This is a genomic window from Burkholderia sp. MSMB1588 (assembly GCF_001546925.1).
Classification (GTDB): Bacteria; Pseudomonadota; Gammaproteobacteria; order Burkholderiales; family Burkholderiaceae; genus Burkholderia; species Burkholderia humptydooensis.
In genome coordinates this window covers 745,569-766,053 of record NZ_LNJS01000001.1, presented here as the reverse complement: position 1 = coordinate 766,053, position 20,485 = coordinate 745,569, and the positions used below count along the sequence as shown (strand labels likewise).

The following is a 20,485-nucleotide window of genomic DNA, read 5'->3' as shown; positions in this document are numbered from 1 at the left end:
CAAATGACCCGCGTCAAGAAAATGAAAGCATACAGCACGATAGGATCGAATTTTACTTCATCCGTTCCAAGTCTTTGTAAAAAATGAATATTTTTTGTGGCGGCGCAATACGCGCGCACGGGTTTTCGGGTTGAGCGGGGGCGCGGCGGCGCCCCGCCGCGCTATGCGTCCCGCGGCTGCCGCCCCGCCGCCAGGCCGTCCGCGGCCGGCGCGGACGCGATGCCGTCCGGCAGCCCGATCACGCGCACTTCCCGCTGCGGGAACGGGATCGAGATCCCGTGTGCGACAAAAAGCCGCCAGATGTTCCGATTGACCGCCGAACGCACGCTCGCCGTCCCCTTCGCCGCGTCGGCGATCCAGAAGCCGAGCTCGAGATCGATGCCGTCCGCGCCGAAGCCGACGAGATAAGGCGTCGGCGCCGGCTCCTCGAGCACGCGCTCGACGCCCTTCGCCGCGTCGGCGAGCAGCGCCATCGCCTGCTCGACGTCCGACGTGTACGCGACCTGAACCGCGACCTTCGCATAGCCGCGCGTCAGGTACGACGACTGGTTCTGCACGACGTCGGTGATGAGCTTCTCGTTAGGGATCAGCGTTTCGTTGCCGTCGAGGCCGCGCACGACCGTGTAGCGCGTGCGGATCTGCGTGACGACGCCCTGCAGGCCGCCGACGTTGATCGCGTCGCCGAGCCGCAGCGACCGGTCGAGCAGGATGATGAAGCCCGACACGTAGTTGCTCGCGATCTTCTGCAGGCCGAAGCCGAGCCCGACGCCGAGCGCGCCGCCGAACACGCCGAGCACGGTCACGTCGATGCCGACGAGCGACAGCCCGATCAGCACCGCCGCGAAGATGAGAAGCGCGCGTCCGACGCGCGCGAGCACGACCCGCAGGTTCGCGTCGAGCGAGCGCGCGCGCATCAGCCGCTCTTCGAGCACCGAGCCGAGCCACATCGCGACGACGAGCGTCACGCAGATCCACAGCGCGCCCGACACGATCGACAGCAGCGTGAGGCGCGCATTCGCGACGCGGAACTGGACGCTGTCGAGCCACGCGAGCACGTCGCGCTGGATGCCGAGCACCGTGAGCGCCATCGCGATCCACACGACGGTCGACACGATCTTCTCGACGATCGACAGCCACGCATGCGTGTGGCCGTCGCGCGCGAACACGCGGCGCGCGACGAAGAACAGGATGTAGATGAGGCCGATGCCGAAGAGCGGCACGAGCGCGAGCTGCAGCAGCGACGTTGGCATCAGCTCGTCGAACACGGTTTCCGCGAGCCACATGAACGCACCGCCGATGAGCGGGAACAGCGCGCGGTTCAGACTCAGCGCGCCGGGGCCGGGCGAGCGGCCGGCCGCGCGCCGGCGCGCGTCGATCCGCCCGCGCAGGTAGCGCGCGACGAGCCACGCGAGCGCGAGCGAGCCGAGGAACGCGACCGCCTGCCAGATCATCGCCGGCTGGCCGAAGTCGCGCGCGACGGCCGCGAGCTGCCGCGTCAGGTGATTCGTGACCATGCGCGAGCCCGCCCGTTACTGCGCGCGCCGCTCGAGCACCGCGGCGAAGAAGCCGTCGGTCGCGTGACGGTGCGGCCAGAGCGATAGATAGTCGCCCGTATCGAGCGCGATCCGCTGCTCGGCGAGCACGCGGCTCGCCGGCACGAGCGCGAACTCCGGATGCGCGGCGAGAAATTCGGACACGATCGCCTCGTTCTCCGCCTCGAGCACGCTGCAGGTCGCGTAGACGAGCCGGCCGCCCTTCTTCACGAGGCGCGAGGCGCTCGCGAGAATCGACGCCTGCTTCGGCGCGAGCTCGTCGAGCGTCTCGCGCGACTGGCGCCACTTCAGGTCGGGATTGCGGCGCAGCGTGCCGAGGCCGCTGCACGGCGCGTCGACGAGCACGCGGTCGATCTTGCCCGCGAGCCGCTTGATCTTCGCGTCGTGCTCGCTGTCGATCAGCACCGGGTTCACGTTCGACAGGCCGCTCCTCGCGAGGCGCGGCTTGAGCTTCGCGAGGCGCTTCTCGGACACGTCGAACGCATAGAGGCGCCCCGTCGAGCGCATCATCGCGCCGAGCGCGAGCGTCTTGCCGCCCGCGCCCGCGCAGAAATCGACGACCATCTCGCCGCGCCGCGGCGCGACGAGCGAGCACAGCAGTTGGCTGCCCTCGTCCTGCACCTCGATCTGCCCTTCTTCGAACAGCTTGAGCTTCGTGAGCGCCGGCTTGCCGACGACCCGCACGCCGAACGGCGCGAACGGCGTCGCGCCCGCGTCGATGCCCGCCGCGCGCAGGCCGTCGACGACCTGGTCGCGCGTCGCCTTCAGCGCGTTCGCGCGCAGATCGAGCGGCGCCGGATAGTTGACGGCCGCAGCGAACTGCGCGAGCTCGTCGGCGCCCATGCGCTCGGCGAGCGCCTGATGAATCCAGTCGGGCAGGTTCGTGCGCACGCGCAGCGGCAGGCTCGCCGGATCGATCTTCGCGACGTGGTCGAGCCACGCCCATTCGGCATCCGACACGAACGGCCTGAGCGCCGAGCGGCCGACCGTCTGCATCAGGCCGAGCAGCGCCAGGCGCCGCGCCGGCGCGCCGACGCCGCTTTCGGCGAGGTGCGCGTACTCCATCTTCCGCCGCAGCACCGCGAACACCGCCTCGGCGATCACGCCGCGCTCGGCGTGGCCGAGCTTCGGATGCGCGCGGAAAAAACGGCTCGTCGTCACGTCGGCCGGGCCGGCGAATTTCAGGACCTCGGCGAGCAGCGCCTCGGTCTGGCCAATCAGGAAACCGTGCAGCTTCATACGCCCTCGCTCGTCGACGTGTCGATTGCATCCGCGAACAGCCAGCGCGCCTCGTCGGGCGCGACGATCGCGCGCCCCGCGTCGAGGCGCAGCTTCCCTTCGACGAACCAGCGCACCGCGCGCGGATACAGCACGTGCTCGGCGGCGAGCACGCGCGCGGCGAGCGCGCCGGCGTCGTCGCCCGCGACGACGGGCACCGCCGCCTGCGCGACGATCGCGCCGCTGTCGAGCTCCGGAATCACGAAGTGGACGGACGCGCCGTGCAGCGCGACGCCCGCGTCGAGCGCCTGCTGATGCGTGTGGATGCCCTTGAAGCTCGGCAGCAGCGACGGATGGATGTTCAGCATCCGTCCCTCATATTTGGCGACGAAGGCCGGCGTGAGGATGCGCATGAAGCCGGCGAGCACGATGAGATCGGGGGCGAAGCGGTCGACCTCGACGGCGAGCGCCGCGTCGAAGCTGTCGCGGCCGTCGAACGCGCGGTGGTCGACGACGGCCGTCGCAATGCCGTGCGACGCCGCGAATTCGAGGCCGGCGGCGTCCGGCCGGTTGGAGATCACGGCGGCGACCTCGGCAGGCCAGCCCTCGCGCGCGCAAGCGCGTACGATGGCCTCCATGTTGCTGCCGCGGCCGGAAATCAGGATGACGAGTTTTTTCATCCGCGGGATTTTACCATTCGGCCCTGCCGTTTCCGGCATCCTGAGCCGCCCGGCCGCCCGAACGTTTATAATCTCTTGCTTTGCGGCATCCGGCCGCGCTTTCCCCCACGCTGTCACCCGCTATCGTGAAAGTCTTCCGCGGCCTGCCCAACGCCGAGAGCCGCGCCCCGTGCGCGCTGACGATCGGCAACTTCGACGGTGTCCATCGCGGCCACCAGGCCCTGCTCGCGCGCGTGCGCGCGGCGGCGGACGCGCGCGGGCTGCCCGTGTGCGTGATGACGTTCGAGCCGCACCCGCGCGAGTTCTTCAATCCGGCGAGCGCGCCGCCGCGCATCGCGATGCTGCGCGACAAGCTCGAGGCGCTGCGCGAGCACGGTGTCGACCGCGTGGTCGTCGAGCACTTCAACCATACGTTCGCGAGCCAGTCGCCCGAGGCGTTCGTCGAGCGCACGCTCGTCCACGGGCTGCACACCCGCTGGATCATGGTCGGCGACGACTTCTGCTACGGCGCGAAGCGCGCGGGCAATTTCGCGTCGCTGAAGGCGGCGGGCGAGCGCTTCGGCTTCGAGGTCGAGCAGATGGAAACGCTCGCCGACGCCGACGGCGCGCGGATCTCGAGCTCCGGCGTGCGCGCCGCGCTCGCGGCGGGCGACCTCGGCGCGGCCGCGCGCGCGCTCGGCCACGGCTACGCGATCAGCGGCCACGTCACGCACGGCCTGAAGCTCGGCCGCGACCTCGGCTTCCCGACACTGAACCTGCCGATCGCGCACAAGCGTCCGGCGCTGTCCGGCATCTTCGTCGTGCATGTGCACGGCATCGCGCCCGAGCCGCTGCCGGGCGTCGCGAGCCTCGGCGTGCGGCCGACCATCGACGATTCCGGCCGCGTGCTGCTCGAGGTGCACCTGCTCGACTGGCACGGCGACGCCTACGGCAAGCTCGTTCGCGTCGAATTCCTGAAGAAGCTGCGCGACGAGGCGAAATTCGTCGATCTCGAGACGCTCGCGCGCGCGATCGCGCAGGACGTCGTCGACACGCGCGCGTACTTCGCCGAGCACGGCCGCGCGCCGGGCAGCCGCGCCACCGGCTTCGCGACGTCGGCCACCGACCGAATTAGCTGACCGGCGCCGCGCCCGCACGGGCGCCGCCCGCGCCGCGCCGCCGAAACCCGCGCCCGCCTCACCGATTATCATGACGCGCGAGCGTCCCCCAGATTTCACAGCGATCCCGACATGAGCAACAAGAAAGCCGATTCGAAACCGCAGGCCAAGTATCCGGTCAACCTGCTCGACACGCCGTTCCCGATGCGCGGCGACCTCCCGAAGCGCGAGCCGCAATGGGTGAAGGACTGGGAGGCGCGCGGCGTCTACGAGAAGATCCGCGCGGCGAGCCAGGGCCGCCCGAAGTTCATCCTGCACGACGGCCCGCCGTACGCGAACGGCGACATTCACCTCGGCCACGCGGTCAACAAGATCCTGAAGGACATGGTCGTGAAGTCGCGCAACATGGCAGGCTTCGACGCGCCGTACGTGCCCGGCTGGGACTGCCACGGGATGCCGATCGAGATCCAGATCGAGAAGCAGTTCGGCAAGTCGCTGCCCGCCGCCGAGGTGATGGAAAAGGCGCGCGCGTACGCAACCGAGCAGATCGAGAAGCAGAAGACGGGCTTCAAGCGCCTCGGCGTGCTCGGCGACTGGAGCAACCCGTACAAGACGATGAACTTCCAGAACGAGGCGGAGGAAATCCGCGCGCTCGGCAAGATCATCGAGAAGGGCTACGTGTACCGCGGCCTGAAGCCCGTGAACTGGTGCTTCGACTGCGGCTCCGCGCTTGCCGAGGCGGAAGTCGAATACAAGGACCGCACCGATCCGACGATCGACGTGCTGTTCGCGTTCGCCGAGCCCGCGAAGACCGCGCATGCGTTCGGGCTGAGCGCGCTGCCGCGCGCCGAAGGCGGGATCGTGATCTGGACCACGACGCCGTGGACCATCCCCGCGAACCAGGCGCTCAACCTGCATCCGGACGTCGTCTACGCGCTCGTCGACACCGAGCGCGGCCTGCTCATCCTCGCCGAGGAGCGCGTCGAAGCGTGCATGAAGGACTTCGGCCTCACGGGCAGCGTGGTCGCGACGGCGCGCGGCGACAAGCTCGCGAACCTGCGCTTCCACCACCCGCTCGCCTCCGCGCACCCTGGCTACAAGCGCACGTCGCCCGTCTATCTCGGCGACTACGTGACGACCGACACCGGCACGGGCGTCGTCCACTCGTCGCCTGCATACGGCGTGGAGGACTTCGCGTCGTGCAAGTCGCACGGGATGACCGATTCCGACATCATCAACCCGGTGATGGGCGACGGCCGCTACATCGAATCGCTGCCGCTGTTCGGCGGGCTCACGATCTGGGACGCGAATCCGAAGATCGTCGACGCGCTGAAGGCAGCGGGCTCGCTGCTGCGCAACGAGCACTACTCGCACAGCTACATGCACTGCTGGCGCCACAAGACGCCGATCATCTACCGCGCGACGTCGCAATGGTTCGCCGGCATGGACACGCAGCCGGCCGCCGGCGGCCAGACGCTGCGCGAAACCGCGCTCGACGCGGTCGACGCGACCGCGTTCTATCCGTCGTGGGGCAAGCAGCGCCTGCACGCGATGATCGCGAACCGCCCCGACTGGACGCTGTCGCGCCAGCGCCAATGGGGCGTGCCGATGGCGTTCTTCGTCCACAAGGAAACGGGCGAGCTGCATCCGCGCACGCTCGAGCTGCTGGAAGCCGTCGCGCAGCGCGTCGAGAAGCAGGGCATCGAGGCGTGGCAGACGCTCGACGCGCGCGAGCTGATCGGCGACGACGCGAACCTGTACGAAAAGAACCGCGACACGCTCGACGTCTGGTTCGATTCGGGCACGACGCACTGGCACGTGCTGCGCGGCTCGCACAAGGATCAGTTGCAGTTCCCGGCCGATCTGTATCTCGAAGGCTCGGACCAGCACCGCGGCTGGTTCCATTCGTCGCTGCTGACCGCGTCGATGCTCGACGGCCGCGCGCCGTACAAGGGCCTCCTCACGCACGGCTTCACGGTCGACGGCGAAGGCCGCAAGATGAGCAAGTCGCTCGGCAACGGGATCGATCCGCATGAAGTCGCGAACCGCCTCGGCGCGGAGATCATTCGCCTGTGGATCGCGTCGACCGACTATTCGGGCGAGCTCGCAATCTCCGAGGAAATTCTCAAGCGCGTGACGGAAGGCTATCGCCGGATCCGCAATACGCTGCGCTTCCTGCTCGCGAACCTGTCGGATTTCGATTACGTGAAGGACGCGCTGCCCCCCGGGCAATGGCTCGAGATCGACCGCTACGCGGTTGCGTTCGCCGCGCAGTTGCAGACCGAGCTGCTCGCGCATTACGAGAAGTACGAGTTCCACCCGGTCGTCGCGAAACTGCAGACGTTCTGCTCGGAAGACTTGGGCGGCTTCTATCTCGACGTGCTGAAGGACCGCCTGTACACGAGCGCGCCCGCGTCGAACGCGCGCCGCTCCGCGCAGACGGCGCTCTACCACGTGACGCAGGGCCTGTTGCGCGTGCTCGCGCCGTTCCTGTCGTTCACGGCGGAGGAAGCATGGCGCGTGTTCCAGCCGCAAAGCGACACGGTCTTCACCGAAACCTATTACGCGTATCCGGAAGTCGCGGACGCCGACGCGCTCGTCGCGAAGTGGGCGCTGCTGCGCGACGTGCGCGGCAACGTGACGAAGGCGCTCGAGGAAGCGCGCACCGCGAACCGGATCGGCTCGTCGCTGCAGGCGCAAGTCGAAGTGCGCGCGTCGGGCGAGCGCTACGACGCGCTCGCGAGCCTCGGCGACGATCTGAAGTTCGTGCTGATCACGTCGGCGGCGACGGTCGTGAAGGTCGATGCGCAAGACGACGAAAGCGTCGAAGTCGCGGCGTCGACGTACCAGAAGTGCGAGCGCTGCTGGCACTACCGCGAGGACGTCGGCTCGCACGCCGATCATCCGACGCTCTGCGGCCGCTGCTTCTCCAACCTGTTCGAAAACGGCGAAACCCGGAGCGCTGCGTAAATGGTGAAGATTCAGTCGAAATCCGCGGGCGGCGCGCTCGCGCCGTGGCTCGGCATCTCGCTGATCGTGATCCTGTTCGATCAGTTGACGAAGATCGCCGTGCTCAAGACGTTCGCGTACGGCGCGATGCACGCGCTCACGCCGTTCTTCAACCTGACGCTGATCTACAATCGCGGCGCCGCGTTCGGCTTTCTCGCGACGGCGGGCGGCTGGCAACGCTGGGCATTCACCGCGCTCGGCATCGGCGCGACGCTCGCGATCTGCTATCTGCTCAAGCGCCACGGCCACCAGCGGCTCTTCAGCCTGTCGCTCGCGCTGATTCTCGGCGGCGCACTCGGCAACGTGATCGACCGCCTGATCTACGGCCACGTGGTCGACTTCCTCGACTTCCACGTTGGCGCGTGGCACTGGCCCGCGTTCAACCTCGCCGACTCCGCGATCACTGTGGGCGCGGTGCTGCTCATCTACGACGAGCTGCGTCGCGTGCGCGGCGCGCGCTAAGCGCATACACTTCGCGCAGGGGCCGGCGCGCGCCGGCCCCACGTGCTTTCGGAGGCCTCAGTTGGCACACGCAGAACTCGCAGGAAAACATCTCGTCCTCGGCCTCTCGGGCGGCATCGCCTGCTACAAGATCGCCGAGCTCACGCGTCTTCTGACGAAGGCGGGCGCGACCGTGCAGGTCGTGATGACGGAAGCCGCGACGCAGTTCATCACCCCCGTCACGATGCAGGCGCTGTCCGGCCGCCCCGTCTACACGAGCCAGTGGGACGCGCGGATGCCGAACAACATGGCGCACATCGATCTGTCGCGCGAAGCCGACGCGATCGTGATCGCGCCCGCGTCGACCGACGTCCTCGCGAAGCTCGCGCACGGCTTCGCCGACGATCTGCTGTCGACGCTGTGCATCGCGCGCGACTGCCCGCTGCTCGTCGTGCCCGCGATGAACCGCCAGATGTGGCAGAACCCGGCAACGCAGCGCAACGTCGCGCAACTGCGCCACGACGGCGTCGCGGTGCTCGGCCCCGATTCGGGCGCGCAGGCGTGCGGCGAAGTCGGCGACGGCCGGATGCTCGAGCCGGAGGCGATCTTTGAAGCGATCGTCACGCATTTCCAGCCGAAGGTGTTCGCGCATCGCCGCGTGCTGATCACGGCCGGCCCGACGTTCGAACCGCTCGATCCGGTTCGCGGCCTGACGAACCGCTCGAGCGGCAAGATGGGCTTCGCGCTCGCGCGCGCCGCGCAGCAGGCGGGCGCCGACGTGCATCTCGTCTCGGGCCCCGTCCATCTGCCGACGCCGTGGGGCGTGTACCGCGAGGACGTGCAGACCGCGCAGCAGATGTACGATGCGGTGCTGAACGCGGTGCCGGACACGGACGTGTTCATCGCGGTCGCCGCGGTCGCCGACTGGCGCGCCGCGCAGCCCGCCGAGCACAAGATCAAGAAGACCGCCGACCACAGGATGCCGGCGCTCACGTTCGTCGAGAACCCCGACATCCTCGCGACAGTCGCCGCGCTGCCCGATGCGCCCTACTGCGTCGGCTTCGCGGCGGAAAGCGGCGATCTCGACGTGCACGGCGAAGAAAAGCGCGTGCGCAAGAACGTGCCGCTCCTGATCGGCAATCTCGGGCCGCTCACGTTCGGCCTCGACGACAACGAAGTCGTGCTGTTCGAAGCGGGCGGCACGACGCGGCTGCCGCGCGCCGACAAGATGACGCTCGCGCACGCGATCGTCGCCGAGATCGCGAAGCGCCTGCCCGACACGAGCCTCATCTGACGCATTGCCGCGGCCGCGCCGCGCCGCGCCACGCCACTCTCAACCCTCGTCACCGACTTTCGCCGCATGAAACTCGATCTGAAGATTCTCGACGCGCGCATGCGCGACTACCTGCCGAAATACGCGACGACGGGCAGCGCGGGCCTCGACCTGCGCGCGTGCCTCGACGCGCCCGTCACGCTGAAGCCGGGCGACACGGCGCTCGTGCCGACGGGCCTCGCGATCCATCTCGCCGATCCCGGCCACGCGGCGCTGATCCTGCCGCGCTCGGGCCTCGGCCACAAGCACGGCATCGTGCTCGGCAACCTCGTCGGCCTCATCGATTCGGACTACCAGGGCGAGCTGATGATCTCGACGTGGAACCGCGGCCAGACCGAGTTCGTGCTGAACCCGTTCGAGCGCCTCGCGCAGCTCGTGATCGTGCCGGTCGTGCAGGCGACGTTCAACGTCGTCGACGACTTCGCGCAAAGCGAGCGCGGCGCGGGCGGCTTCGGCAGCACCGGCCGCCACTGACCGGCCGCGTGCGGGGCCTCGCCTGGTCCGGCTGCCCCGCACGCTCGCCCGCCGTCTCATTCCCGTTTCCGTCGGGCCGCCGCTCAATCCTCGAGCGCGGCGCGTTCCTCCCAGCCGACGCGCGGCTGCCGCGCCACGTTCGCCGCCCGCTCCCGCTTCTGCCGCTTCGCTTCGCCGGCGCTCGCATAAATCACGAGCGCGATCAGCACGCCCGCGAGAATCGCCGACGAGCCGACGGTGCCGAAGCCGAGTCCGCCCTTCGCGACGGGCTTCGTCAACAGATCGCCGACCGTCGCGCCGAACGGCCGCGTGAGCACGAACGCCGCCCAGAACAGGAACACCTTCGACACGTTCGTGAAGTACGCGGCAAGCACGATCACCGCGAGCAGGCCGCCGATCAGGAACGCGCCGCCCGCGAAGCCGAGGCCCGAGCTGTCGGCGAGAAAATCGCCGAGCGCGGTGCCGAGCGTGTTCGAGAACAGAATCGCGATCCAGTAGAGCACCTCGACCTTGCGCGTGCGAATCTCGGTCACGGCGAGCGATTCGCCCTGCAGGCGCCACACCGCGAAGATCGTCAGCAGGATCGCGATGAGGATGCCCGAGCCAGCCGCATAGCCGAGGCCGAGCGAGCGGTCCATGAAGTCGGACATCGTCGTGCCGGCCGTGCTCGTCGCGACGATCACCGCCCAGTAGATCGCCGGGCGGTAGCGCGTCGTCGCGAGCTGCGCGGCGAGCGCGACGATGAAGAACGAGAACAGGATCAGCGAGCTGTACGCGTAGCCGACGTCGAGCGTCATCGACAGCAGATCGCCGCCGGTTTCACCGAGCGTCGTCGCGCAGATCTTCATTACCCAGAATGCGAGCGTGATCGCAGGGAGTTTGTTCATGCGAGCCTCTCGAAGGAATTCGGAACAGTTCATTCGCCGCAATGCGGCACGAGCCCCGAATGCTAGAGAACGGTCGCTTAAGAGAGTGTTAACCCGCATGCGCGGTGCGCGAACATGCCGGTTCCAGCATGCGCGTTATTGCTGCCTGCGCAGGATTCCCTCAGGATTCGCGCCCAGGATGAAACAATCACGCGCCGACACGACAAGATAGTCGCCGAGACGCCGCACGTCGAGATCGCACACGCCGTCCGACGCCGGCATGCGCGACAGCTTCGCTTCGTCACCCGACACGGGCCGCATCCGCAGCAGCATCTCGACGCGCGACTGCGCGCCGCCCGCGCCGCCGCCGGCAAACGAATAGCTGATGCGATCGCCGTGCACGATGAGCCGACGCGCGCCCGCGCTGCTGCGCCAGCGGCCGTCCCACGCGGACGGCGGCGCGGGTTTCGTCGCCTGCCGCAAATGCGAGCGCACGAGCCATCCGGACGTCTCGGCGCCCGCGCCGTCGATGTACGTCGCATGCACCATCCCGCCCTGCCACATATCGCCTTCCGCCGTTTCGCTGACGACGACCTCGCGCCCCTTCGCGACGTAATGGCCGCTGTTCGTGAAGTGGAACGACGCGCCTTGCGCATCTGGCTCGCGCGTGAAGAACGGAGTCTTCGGCGCCTGCACGCTCGCGAGCCAGGGTGTCGTGTCGAGGGGCGGAACAGCGGAGCTGCTCGACGCCGCGAACGCCGCGCCAAACGGGCCGGCGAGCGCGCCCAGCGCAGCCAGCAACGTGCGCTTCTTCATGCGCACGAGCCTGCTCGCCCGCGCGGCCGTCGCGGAGTCGACATCGGATGCGTCGCTCGTCTTTCTCGTCGTCATGCTGTCTCTCGCCAGATGTGCCGCGCGCGGTAATGCAGCCGATAGGCGAGCGTCAGCAGCACGATGAACGCAACGCCGACCATCATCGTCATTCTGAACTCGCGCGTGAACGCAGTCGTCACGAGCACCGCGCCGACGAGCGCCACGCCCGCCAGGCTGCCCGCCGGATGCAGCCACATGCGGAACGCGGGTGCGGGGCCACGATAGCGTGCGCGAAAGCACAGATGCGTGACGAAGATCATCAACCACGTGAACAACGCGCCGAACATCGCGATCGCCATCAGCAGCGTGAACGCGGTCTCCGGATACAGCGCGACCAGCACGGCCGCGACCGCGACGCCGCTCGACGACACGACGAGCGCCGCCAGCGGCACGCCGTTCGCGCCGACGCGCCCGAACATCGCGGGTGCGAGCCGCGCGCGCGACAGGCTGAACATCATCCGCGTCGTCACGTACAACTGGCTGTTCATCGCGGACAGCGCGGCGATGAGCACGACGAAATTGATGACGCCCGCCGCATACGGCACGTGCGTCGCGGCCATCACCTTGACGAACGGGCTTTCGTCGGTGCCGGCCTGCGTCCACGGCACGATCGCGAGCATCAGCGCGAGCGTGAGCAGATAGAACAGCACGAGGCGGAACACGGTCGATCGAAACGCGCGCGACACCGCGCGCTGCGGATCGCGCGCCTCGCCCGCCGCGATCGCGACCGTTTCGATGCTCATATAGCTGAAAATCGCGACGATCACCGCGACCCACGCGCCCGAGAAGCCCTTCGGGAAGAAGCCGCCGTGCGCCGAATAATTCGCGAATCCGATGCCGGACGACGCGGGCGCCGTCGCGACAAAGTACGCGCCGAGCGCGATGAACATGACGATCGCGGCGATCTTCAGCATCGAGAACACGTATTCGACGACGCCGTAGAGCGTGACGCTCGTCATGTTGACCACGATCAGCGCGGCCGAAAAGCCGACGACCCAATACCAGCCGGGCACGCCCGGATACCAGTACTTCATGAAGACGGCGATCGCACTCACCTCGGTGCCGACCGCGAACACGACGGCCGACCAGTATGCATAGCGGACGAGAAATCCCGCGAGCGGGCCGACGTAGTGCTCGGCATACGCGCCGAACGACCCGGACGTCGGATGCGCGACGGTCATCTCCGCGAGCGCGCCCATCAGCAGCAGCGCGATCAGCGCGCCGATCGCATATGACACCAGCACGCCCGGCCCCGCTAGCCCGATCGCGAAGCCGCTGCCCAGAAAGAGGCCCGTTCCGATCGCGCCTCCGATCGCGATCATCGCCATCTGAGCCGACGAGAGCCCGCGCCGCAGGCCCTTCTCGCGTTCGACGATCAAGTCGAACGTCCGTTGTTGTTGTGTCAAACCAGACTCCTGCTTCCGTACCTTTTATCTGCCGCAAATAAAGCGAAACGGCGCGGAAGACTTCCCGCGCCGTTCATGCGAAACGTTTTGAACCTGCGATTATTCGACTTCGACCGCCTCTTCGTTCGGCTTGCTGGGCGGCGTCGCAGTCTTGTCGAACGACAGCAGCACCTTGTCGTCCTCGTCGACGTCGACCGTCACGTGGCCGCCGTTCACGAGCTTGCCGAACAGCAGCTCGTCGGCGAGCGCGCGCCGGATCGTGTCCTGGATCAGCCGCTGCATCGGCCGCGCGCCCATCAGCGGGTCGAAGCCGTGCTTCGCGAGATGCTTGCGCAACGCGTCGGTGAAGAGCGCGTCGACCTTCTTCTCGTGCAGTTGCTCCTCGAGCTGGATCAGGAACTTGTCGACCACGCGCATGATGATTTCCTCATCGAGCGCACGGAAGCTGATCGTCGCATCGAGCCGGTTGCGGAACTCGGGCGTGAACAGGCGCTTGATGTCCGCCATCTCGTCGCCCACTTCGCGCCGCGTCGTGAAGCCGATCGTCGCCTTCTGCATCGACTCCGCGCCCGCGTTCGTCGTCATGATGATGATGACGTTGCGGAAATCCGCCTTGCGGCCGTTGTTGTCCGTCAGCGTGCCGTGATCCATCACCTGCAGCAGCACGTTGAAGATGTCCGGATGCGCCTTCTCGATCTCGTCGAGCAGCAGCACGCAGTGCGGCTTCTTCGTGACCGCCTCGGTGAGCAACCCGCCCTGGTCGAACCCAACGTATCCGGGCGGCGCGCCGATCAGGCGGCTCACCGCGTGACGCTCCATGTATTCCGACATGTCGAAGCGAATCAGCTCGATGCCGAGCGTGAACGCGAGCTGGCGCGCCACTTCGGTCTTGCCGACGCCCGTCGGGCCGGAGAACAGGAACGCGCCGATCGGCTTGTCGAGCTTGCCGAGTCCCGCGCGCGCCATCTTGATCGCGGACGCGAGCGCGTCGATCGCCGGGTCCTGGCCGAACACGACGCTCTTCAGGTCGCGATCGAGCGTCTGCAGCTTGCTGCGGTCGTCCTGCGACACGCTCTGCGGCGGGATGCGCGCGATCTTCGAGATGATTTCCTCGATCTCGCTCTTGCCGATCGTCTTCTTCTGCTTCGACTTCGGCAGCACGCGCTGCGCGGCGCCCGCCTCGTCGATCACGTCGATCGCCTTGTCGGGCAGATGACGATCGGTGATGAAGCGCGCCGACAGCTCGGCCGCGGCCGACAGCGCGCCCGACGAATACTTGACGCCGTGATGCTCCTCGAAGCGAGATTTCAGGCCGCGCAGGATCGCGACCGTCTGCTCGACGCTCGGCTCGGTCACGTCGATCTTCTGGAAGCGCCGCGACAGCGCCGCATCCTTTTCGAAGATGCCGCGATATTCGGTGAACGTCGTCGCTCCAATGCACTTGAGCGTGCCCGACGACAGCGCCGGCTTCAGCAGGTTCGACGCGTCGAGCGTGCCGCCCGACGCGGCGCCCGCGCCGATCAGCGTGTGGATCTCGTCGATGAAGAGAATCGCGTGCGGACGCTCCTTCAGCTCCTTCAACACCGTCTTCAGACGCTGCTCGAAATCGCCGCGGTACTTCGTGCCCGCGAGCAGCGCGCCCATGTCGAGCGAATACACCTGCGCGTTCGCGAGGATGTCGGGCACCTCGCCGCGCGTGATGCGATACGCGAGGCCCTCGGCGATCGCCGTCTTGCCGACGCCCGCCTCGCCGACGAGCAGCGGATTGTTCTTGCGGCGGCGGCAGAGCACCTGCACGACGCGCTCGACCTCGGACTCGCGCCCGATGAGCGGATCAATGCGGCCGTCCTTCGCCATCTGGTTCAGGTTCTGCGTGAACTGCGCGAGCGGCGTTTCCTTCTGCGTGCTCGCGTCCTCGCCTTCGGCGTTCGCGTCGGCGGGCTTCGCGGATTCGCTGCTGCTCGTCTTCGCGATGCCGTGCGAAATGAAGTTGACGACGTCGAGGCGCGTCACGCCCTGCTGTTGCAGATAGTAGACGGCGTGCGAATCCTTCTCGCCGAAGATCGCGACGAGCACGTTCGCGCCCGTGACTTCCTTCTTGCCGTTCGAGGTCGACTGCACGTGCATGATCGCGCGCTGGATCACGCGCTGAAAGCCGAGTGTCGGCTGCGTGTCGACGTCGTCGGTGCCGGGAACGGTCGGCGTGTTGTCGTGGATGAAGTTGCGCAGGTTCTGCCGCAGATCCTCGATGTTCGCCGCGCACGCGCGCAACACCTCGGCTGCCGTCGGATTATCCAGCAGGGCCAACAAAAGATGCTCGACCGTAATGAACTCATGCCGCGCCTGGCGCGCTTCCATGAACGCCATGTGCAGGCTGACTTCCAATTCCTGGGCAATCATGCTTCCTCCATCACGCACTGCAGCGGATGCCCGGCCTGCCGCGCATGGGTAACGACTTGCTCGACTTTGGTCGACGCGATGTCTCGCGTATAGACCCCACAAACCCCCCGCCCTTCGCGATGCACCTTCAGCATAATCTGTGTGGCCGTCTCGCGATCTTTCCTGAAATACTCCTGCACGATCATCACCACGAATTCCATTGGCGTGAAGTCGTCGTTCAGGAGCACCACCTTGTACATCGAAGGCGGCTTGAGCTTCTGTTCCTTGCGTTCCAGGACGGTGCTGTCCTGCTTGTCCGGGATAATCGCCATACACCCATTCTAAACAACTCGGACAGGCCCGCAATCCTGTCATTAACCGACTGACCAGCCGGCGCCCTCCCCGGCTCCCCACGTGCGGCAGCGTCCCTCTCACATCGAACGGGAGCCGGCTGCGGGGCCGGCTCCCGTTCGATGTGCAAGCATGCGGCATGCCACCCGCGCACCATGCGTGGATCGAGTATCCCACAACGCGCACGACCTCGAACGCGCGTCACTCGAGCCTGGTATGTGCGACGATTATGCGACTTTTCAAGCCCCCTCGCTCGCTCCGATGCTGCAAAGCAAAGCGGGATAAACCCTGAAAATGGGTTCTTTACAACGTCCCCGTATACGTCTAAAAATTTTCTTGACACTCAATTAAAGAGCGCCAACAATCAAGCTGGCACTTTTTTCAATTTGTCTTTGACAAATGAAAGAGGCCGAGGTGAGCTTGTGAGGGGGGAACGGCTGCGTATGCAGGTCGTTTAGCTTTTCGAGCGTGCTCGTTGTAAGTAGCGACTGTGTGACAGGGGAAGTAGGTATGGCAACTGGTATTGTCAAATGGTTCAATGACGCGAAGGGCTTCGGTTTCATCACGCCCGACGAAGGCGGCGAAGATCTGTTTGCACATTTCTCGGCGATCAACATGCAGGGCTTCAAGACCCTGAAGGAAGGCCAAAAGGTCAGCTTCGAGGTGGTGCAAGGCCCGAAGGGTAAGCAAGCGTCGAACATCCAAGCTGCTTGAGGGCCGTCTGGATCAGAAATGAAAACCCGGCTTCCAGCCGGGTTTTTTTCGCCCGCCCACGCAGCGCCCGAGCGTCGCAGCGAGCACGCGCATGCGCTCGCCCTCCCTTGGCCGCCGCCCATTTCAAACGACTTTCAGCGTTCCCATCATCCCGAGATCCTCGTGCTCGAGGATGTGGCAGTGGAACATCCGCTCGCCGCGCTCCGTCTGTGTCGTGACAATCCGCACACGCTCGCCCTTCCGAACGTTCACCGTGTCGCGCCACGCGCGATAAGGCTCGGGCATCGTCTTTCCGTCGAACTCGCGCTCGACGACCTGGAATTGCGTGCCGTGCAGATGGAACGGATGGTCCATGTCGGTTTCGTTGCGAATCGTCCACGATTCGACGTCACCGCGCCGGCTCGTCAACGTCGCGCGATGCGGCTCGAACGTCGTGCCGTTCACCATGAAGCGCATGCCGGCCGGTCGGCCCCGCGCGTCCGCGCGCATCATCGCGGCCATGTCCATCTGCTCGCCGAACACGACTTCCTTGCGCGCAACCGGCTCGCCGAGCGCGGGCACCGCGCGCAGCCGATCGGGCAACGCGCGCGACGCGGCGGGCTCGAATGCGACGTCGGCAAGCGGCAGCGCGGGATCGGGCGGCAGGCTGCCGTGCGCGGCATCCGACATCGCCATCTTGCCGCGCTCGTACTCGAGCGCCATCAGCGCCGCGCGCGACGCACGGTCGCCCGCGCGCACGACGAGCTCGGCGCGCTCGCCCGGCGCGAGCAACAGCGACGTCACGTCGCGCGGCGCGTCGAACAGGCCGCCGTCGGTGCCGACGTGCGCGAACGCGCGCCCGTCGTCGAACGCAATGCGCAGATAGCGCGCGCTGCATGCATTCCATACGCGCCAGCGCTCGTCGCCAGTGAGCGAAATGCGCGGCCGCCGCGCACCGTTGACGAGCACGAACTGACCTTGGCGACCGTTCATCCAGTCCATCATGTCGTTCGGCGCAATCGCGCCGTCGCGCGCCAGCTTCAGGTCGGACACGAACAGATGCCGCTCGGGCCAGCCGGCGAGCGGGTCGTCGGCCGCGCGCACGACGAACGGCCCCGCGAGCCCGCGAAATACCTGCTCGGCTGTCGCCATGTGCGGATGCGGGTGATACCAGTACGTGCCCGCGCTCCCCTTCGGCAGCGTGAAGCGATAGACGCGCGTCGCGCCCGGCGCGACGAGATCGGACGGATTGCCGTCCTGGTCGGGCGGCACGGGCAAACCGTGCCAGTGGATCGTCGACGGCTGCGGCAGCCGGTTGACGAAGCGGATCTCGACCGTATCGCCTTCGCGCACGTCGATGAGCGGGCCGACCGCGGGCCCGTGCGCGCCCGCGCCGAACTGCCAGAACGTCGTCGCTGCGACGCCCGGCAAGAGCGCGCGCGCAACGGGCTGCGCGACGAGCGTCGCGCGGAACGCGCCCGGCTCGCGGCTCTCGTTCGCGAGCACGCGCAGCGCGGAGAGCGGCGCGCCCGCGGGCAGCGCGTCGGCGGCCGCGAGCGCGGCCGGCGCCGCCGGCTTGCCGTGCCGCGCGCGAGCCGGCGCGGGCGACATGTCCGGCATGTCGTCCATCCCCTCCATGCCTTTCATGCCATCCATCGCGTGGCCCGCGGCGAACGCGCCGCGCGCAAAGAGCGACGCCGCGGCGGCCGCGAGCGCGCTTGAGAGAAAGTGTCTGCGCAACATCGATCGATTCATCCCTGTGTCGCCGAAACGGAGATTCCGACGATACACCAGTCGGCGCGCACACTGCGCGCCGCTTTGCTGACAACGCGCACGCGCCGCACCAAAACGAAACACCCCGGCGGGCACGCGGCCCGCCGGGGTGTCGCTCGACATCGGCTACGCCGACGCGCTTACTGCATGTTTTCGATCAGCACCTGACCGAAACCCGAGCACGACACTTGCGTCGCGCCTTCCATCAGGCGCGCGAAGTCGTACGTGACGCGCTTCTGCTGGATCGACTTTTCCATCGCGGCAATGATGACGTCGGCCGCTTCGGTCCAGCCGAGGTGGCGCAGCATCATTTCGGCCGACAGGATTTCCGAACCCGGGTTCACGTAATCCTTGCCCGCGTACTTCGGTGCCGTGCCGTGCGTGGCTTCGAACATCGCGACCGAATCCGACAGGTTCGCGCCCGGCGCGATGCCGATGCCGCCGACTTGCGCGGCGAGCGCATCCGAGATGTAGTCGCCGTTCAGGTTCAGCGTCGCGATCACGTCGTACTCGGCCGGACGCAGCAGGATCTGCTGCAGGAACGCGTCGGCGATCGAATCCTTGATCACGATCTCGCCGCCCGTCTTCGGGTTCTTGACGCGCATCCACGGGCCGCCGTCGATCAGCTCGGCGCCGAATTCCTTCTGCGCGAGCGCGTAGCCGGCGTCACGGAACAGGCCTTCCGTGAACTTCATGATGTTGCCCTTGTGCACGAGCGTGACCGACTTGCGGTTGTTGTCGATCGCGTACTGGATCGCCTTGCGCACGAGACGCTCGGTGCCTTCCGTCGACACGGGCTTGATGCCGATGCCCGACGTTTCCGGGAAGCGGATCTTCTTCACGCCCATCTCGTCCTGCAGGAACTTGATGAGCTTCTTCGCCTGCTCGGATTCGGCAGCCCATTCGATGCCGGCGTAGATGTCTTCCGAGTTCTCGCGGAAGATCACCATGTCGGTCTTTTCCGGCGCGCGCACCGGCGACGGCACGCCCTTGAAGTACTGGACCGGGCGCAGGCAGACGTACAGGTCGAGATCCTGGCGCAGCGCGACGTTCAGCGAGCGGATGCCGCCGCCGACCGGGGTCGTGAGCGGCCCCTTGATCGACACGACGTATTCCTTCAGCACCTGCAGCGTCTCTTCCGGCAGCCACACGTCCGGGCCGTAGATCTTCGTCGCCTTCTCGCCGGCGTAGATCTCCATCCAGTGGATCTTCTTCTTGCCGCCGTATGCCTTCTCGACCGCCGCGTCGACGACCTTGATCATCACCGGCGTGATGTCGAAGCCCGTGCCGTCGCCCTCGATGTAAGGGATGATCGGCTGATCGGAAACGTTGAGCGAGAAATCCTTGTTGACGGTGATCTTGTCACCGCCTTCCGGGACCTTGATGTGCTGATACGGCATGATCGACTCCAGTGATATGGCTGGGCTGGTGGGTATCTGGTTGTGCGCGGCCGGGCGCGCGCGGCGCCGGCCCTGCGTCCGCGACGGCGAGCCGCTATTCTAGCGCTCTCGCGGCGCAAGGCGGCGCGAATCCGGTGCGCGGGACTCGCGCAAGTCTTATATAAGACAAAAGACTTGCCGTTCCGTATTATGCATTAAGATTCCGCCATTTGCCATAGAACGCGGCCCGCGTCGCGCCGCCCGTCCCCTCGCGAGCCTTGCCTCATGCGCCTCATCGCCCTCAACAAGCCGTTCGGCACGATCTGCCAGTTCTCCCCGCACGAAACCCGCGCGTCGCTCGGCGACTGGGTGAAGACGCCCGATGTCTACCCGGCGGGCCGCCTCGACGCCGACAGCGAGGGGCTGCTTCTGCTCACCGACGACGGCGCGCTGCAGGCGAAGATCGCCGAGCCGCGCCACAAGCTCGTCAAACGCTACTGGGCGCAGGTCGAGGGCGCGCCGGACGCGGCCGCGCTCGCGGCGCTCGAGCGCGGCGTCGATCTCGGCGACTACGTGAGCCGCCCGTGCCGCGCGCGCTTCGTCACGCCGCCCGAGACGCTCTGGCCGCGCACCCCGCCGGTCCGCTACCGCGCGGCGATTCCGACGACCTGGATCGAGCTCGAGATCGCCGAGGGCAAGAACCGCCAGGTGCGGCGAATGACCGCGGCCGTCGGTTTCCCGACGCTGCGTCTCATCCGCGTCGGCATCGGCGCGCTCGACGTGTTCGCGCTCGGCCTGTCGCCCGGCGAGACCCGCGAGTTGCCGCCGCGCGCGCCGTGGGAGCGCGCAAAGCGGCCCGGATGACAATCCAGTGGCGCGTTTCATCACACGTCAACCGACTGCGAACCCGACGCGTTAAACCACGCAGATGCCACTCCCAGCTATCCGGCATTGGCGTCC

General features: G+C 67.2%; 17 protein-coding genes. 7 read left to right on the top strand and 10 right to left on the bottom strand.

The features are described from left to right. Nucleotides 1-161: 161 nt before the first annotated feature. From WS92_RS15190 to purN, 3 genes are read right to left on the bottom strand one after another with little or no spacing between them, the layout of a single operon-like run. Nucleotides 162-1,514, bottom strand: a complete 1,353-nt coding sequence (locus WS92_RS15190) for a mechanosensitive ion channel family protein (RefSeq protein WP_015601676.1) — start codon at nt 1,512-1,514, stop codon at nt 162-164. Between the two features lie 15 nt (nt 1,515-1,529). Next, the gene (locus WS92_RS15185; RefSeq protein ID WP_059932081.1) at nt 1,530-2,792 is read right to left on the bottom strand and encodes an RsmB/NOP family class I SAM-dependent RNA methyltransferase; all 1,263 of its coding nucleotides are present in this window, start codon (nt 2,790-2,792) and stop codon (nt 1,530-1,532) included. Further along, nucleotides 2,789-3,451 carry a phosphoribosylglycinamide formyltransferase gene (purN, locus tag WS92_RS15180; protein ID WP_006024818.1) on the bottom strand — a complete coding sequence of 221 codons (663 nt, stop codon included), beginning with the start codon at nt 3,449-3,451 and terminating at the stop codon, nt 2,789-2,791. The genes WS92_RS15185 and purN overlap by 4 nt, the downstream gene beginning before the upstream one ends. Nucleotides 3,452-3,576: 125 nt before the next feature. Between purN and WS92_RS15175 the strand changes: the two genes are divergently transcribed. The 5 genes from WS92_RS15175 (at nt 3,577) to dut (ending at nt 9,805) form a co-directional block, all read left to right on the top strand. Further along, complete coding sequence (locus tag WS92_RS15175) at nt 3,577-4,569, top strand: bifunctional riboflavin kinase/FAD synthetase (protein ID WP_006024817.1); 993 nt, start codon at nt 3,577-3,579, stop codon at nt 4,567-4,569. Between the two features lie 111 nt (nt 4,570-4,680). Further along, nucleotides 4,681-7,518 (top strand): isoleucine--tRNA ligase, encoded by a 2,838-nt coding sequence (gene ileS / locus WS92_RS15170; protein WP_015601466.1) that lies wholly within the window; start codon nt 4,681-4,683, stop codon nt 7,516-7,518. After that, entirely contained in the window at nt 7,519-8,019 is a 501-nt protein-coding gene (lspA, locus tag WS92_RS15165; RefSeq protein WP_059932079.1) for a signal peptidase II, read from the top strand. Between the two features lie 61 nt (nt 8,020-8,080). Next, the gene (gene coaBC / locus WS92_RS15160) at nt 8,081-9,292 is read left to right on the top strand and encodes a bifunctional phosphopantothenoylcysteine decarboxylase/phosphopantothenate--cysteine ligase CoaBC (protein WP_059932075.1); all 1,212 of its coding nucleotides are present in this window, start codon (nt 8,081-8,083) and stop codon (nt 9,290-9,292) included. Between the two features lie 66 nt (nt 9,293-9,358). Continuing rightward, nucleotides 9,359-9,805, top strand: a complete 447-nt coding sequence (gene dut, locus WS92_RS15155) for a dUTP diphosphatase (RefSeq protein ID WP_006024813.1) — start codon at nt 9,359-9,361, stop codon at nt 9,803-9,805. An 83-nt stretch (nt 9,806-9,888) separates the two neighbouring features. Here the strand turns inward: dut and WS92_RS15150 are convergent, their stop codons facing one another. From WS92_RS15150 to clpS, 5 genes are all read right to left on the bottom strand, one after another. Continuing rightward, nucleotides 9,889-10,692, bottom strand: a complete 804-nt coding sequence (locus tag WS92_RS15150; protein WP_059932073.1) for a COG4705 family protein — start codon at nt 10,690-10,692, stop codon at nt 9,889-9,891. Nucleotides 10,693-10,827: 135 nt separating this feature from the next. Further along, nucleotides 10,828-11,562, bottom strand: coding sequence for a hypothetical protein (locus tag WS92_RS15145; protein WP_059932070.1), 735 nt, complete (start codon nt 11,560-11,562; stop codon nt 10,828-10,830). Next, nucleotides 11,559-12,950: an amino acid permease gene (locus WS92_RS15140; protein ID WP_059932068.1), complete on the bottom strand. Its 1,392-nt coding sequence runs from the start codon at nt 12,948-12,950 to the stop codon at nt 11,559-11,561. Before WS92_RS15140 ends, WS92_RS15145 begins: the two co-directional genes overlap by 4 nt. A gap of 99 nt (nt 12,951-13,049) precedes the next feature. Further along, complete coding sequence (clpA, locus tag WS92_RS15135) at nt 13,050-15,350, bottom strand: ATP-dependent Clp protease ATP-binding subunit ClpA (RefSeq protein ID WP_006024809.1); 2,301 nt, start codon at nt 15,348-15,350, stop codon at nt 13,050-13,052. Further along, a complete protein-coding gene (clpS, locus tag WS92_RS15130; protein WP_006024808.1) occupies nt 15,347-15,661 on the bottom strand; it encodes an ATP-dependent Clp protease adapter ClpS in 315 nt (104 codons plus the stop codon). The genes clpA and clpS overlap by 4 nt, the downstream gene beginning before the upstream one ends. 529 nt (nt 15,662-16,190) lie before the next feature. Between clpS and WS92_RS15125 the strand changes: the two genes are divergently transcribed. After that, on the top strand, nt 16,191-16,394 hold the full coding sequence (locus WS92_RS15125) for a cold-shock protein (RefSeq protein ID WP_004196460.1): 204 nt from the start codon (nt 16,191-16,193) through the stop codon (nt 16,392-16,394). A 123-nt stretch (nt 16,395-16,517) separates the two neighbouring features. On the opposite strand, the gene WS92_RS15120 is transcribed toward WS92_RS15125, so the two are convergent. Then, nucleotides 16,518-18,116 (bottom strand): multicopper oxidase family protein, encoded by a 1,599-nt coding sequence (locus WS92_RS15120; RefSeq protein WP_059932232.1) that lies wholly within the window; start codon nt 18,114-18,116, stop codon nt 16,518-16,520. 170 nt (nt 18,117-18,286) lie between these two features. Then, on the bottom strand, nt 18,287-19,546 hold the full coding sequence (gene icd / locus WS92_RS15115; RefSeq protein WP_006024806.1) for an NADP-dependent isocitrate dehydrogenase: 1,260 nt from the start codon (nt 19,544-19,546) through the stop codon (nt 18,287-18,289). A 264-nt stretch (nt 19,547-19,810) separates the two neighbouring features. On the opposite strand from icd, the gene WS92_RS15110 reads away from it, so the two are divergent. Beyond that, nucleotides 19,811-20,389, top strand: a complete 579-nt coding sequence (locus WS92_RS15110) for a pseudouridine synthase (protein WP_059932067.1) — start codon at nt 19,811-19,813, stop codon at nt 20,387-20,389. The last annotated feature ends 96 nt before the right edge of the window (nt 20,390-20,485 follow it).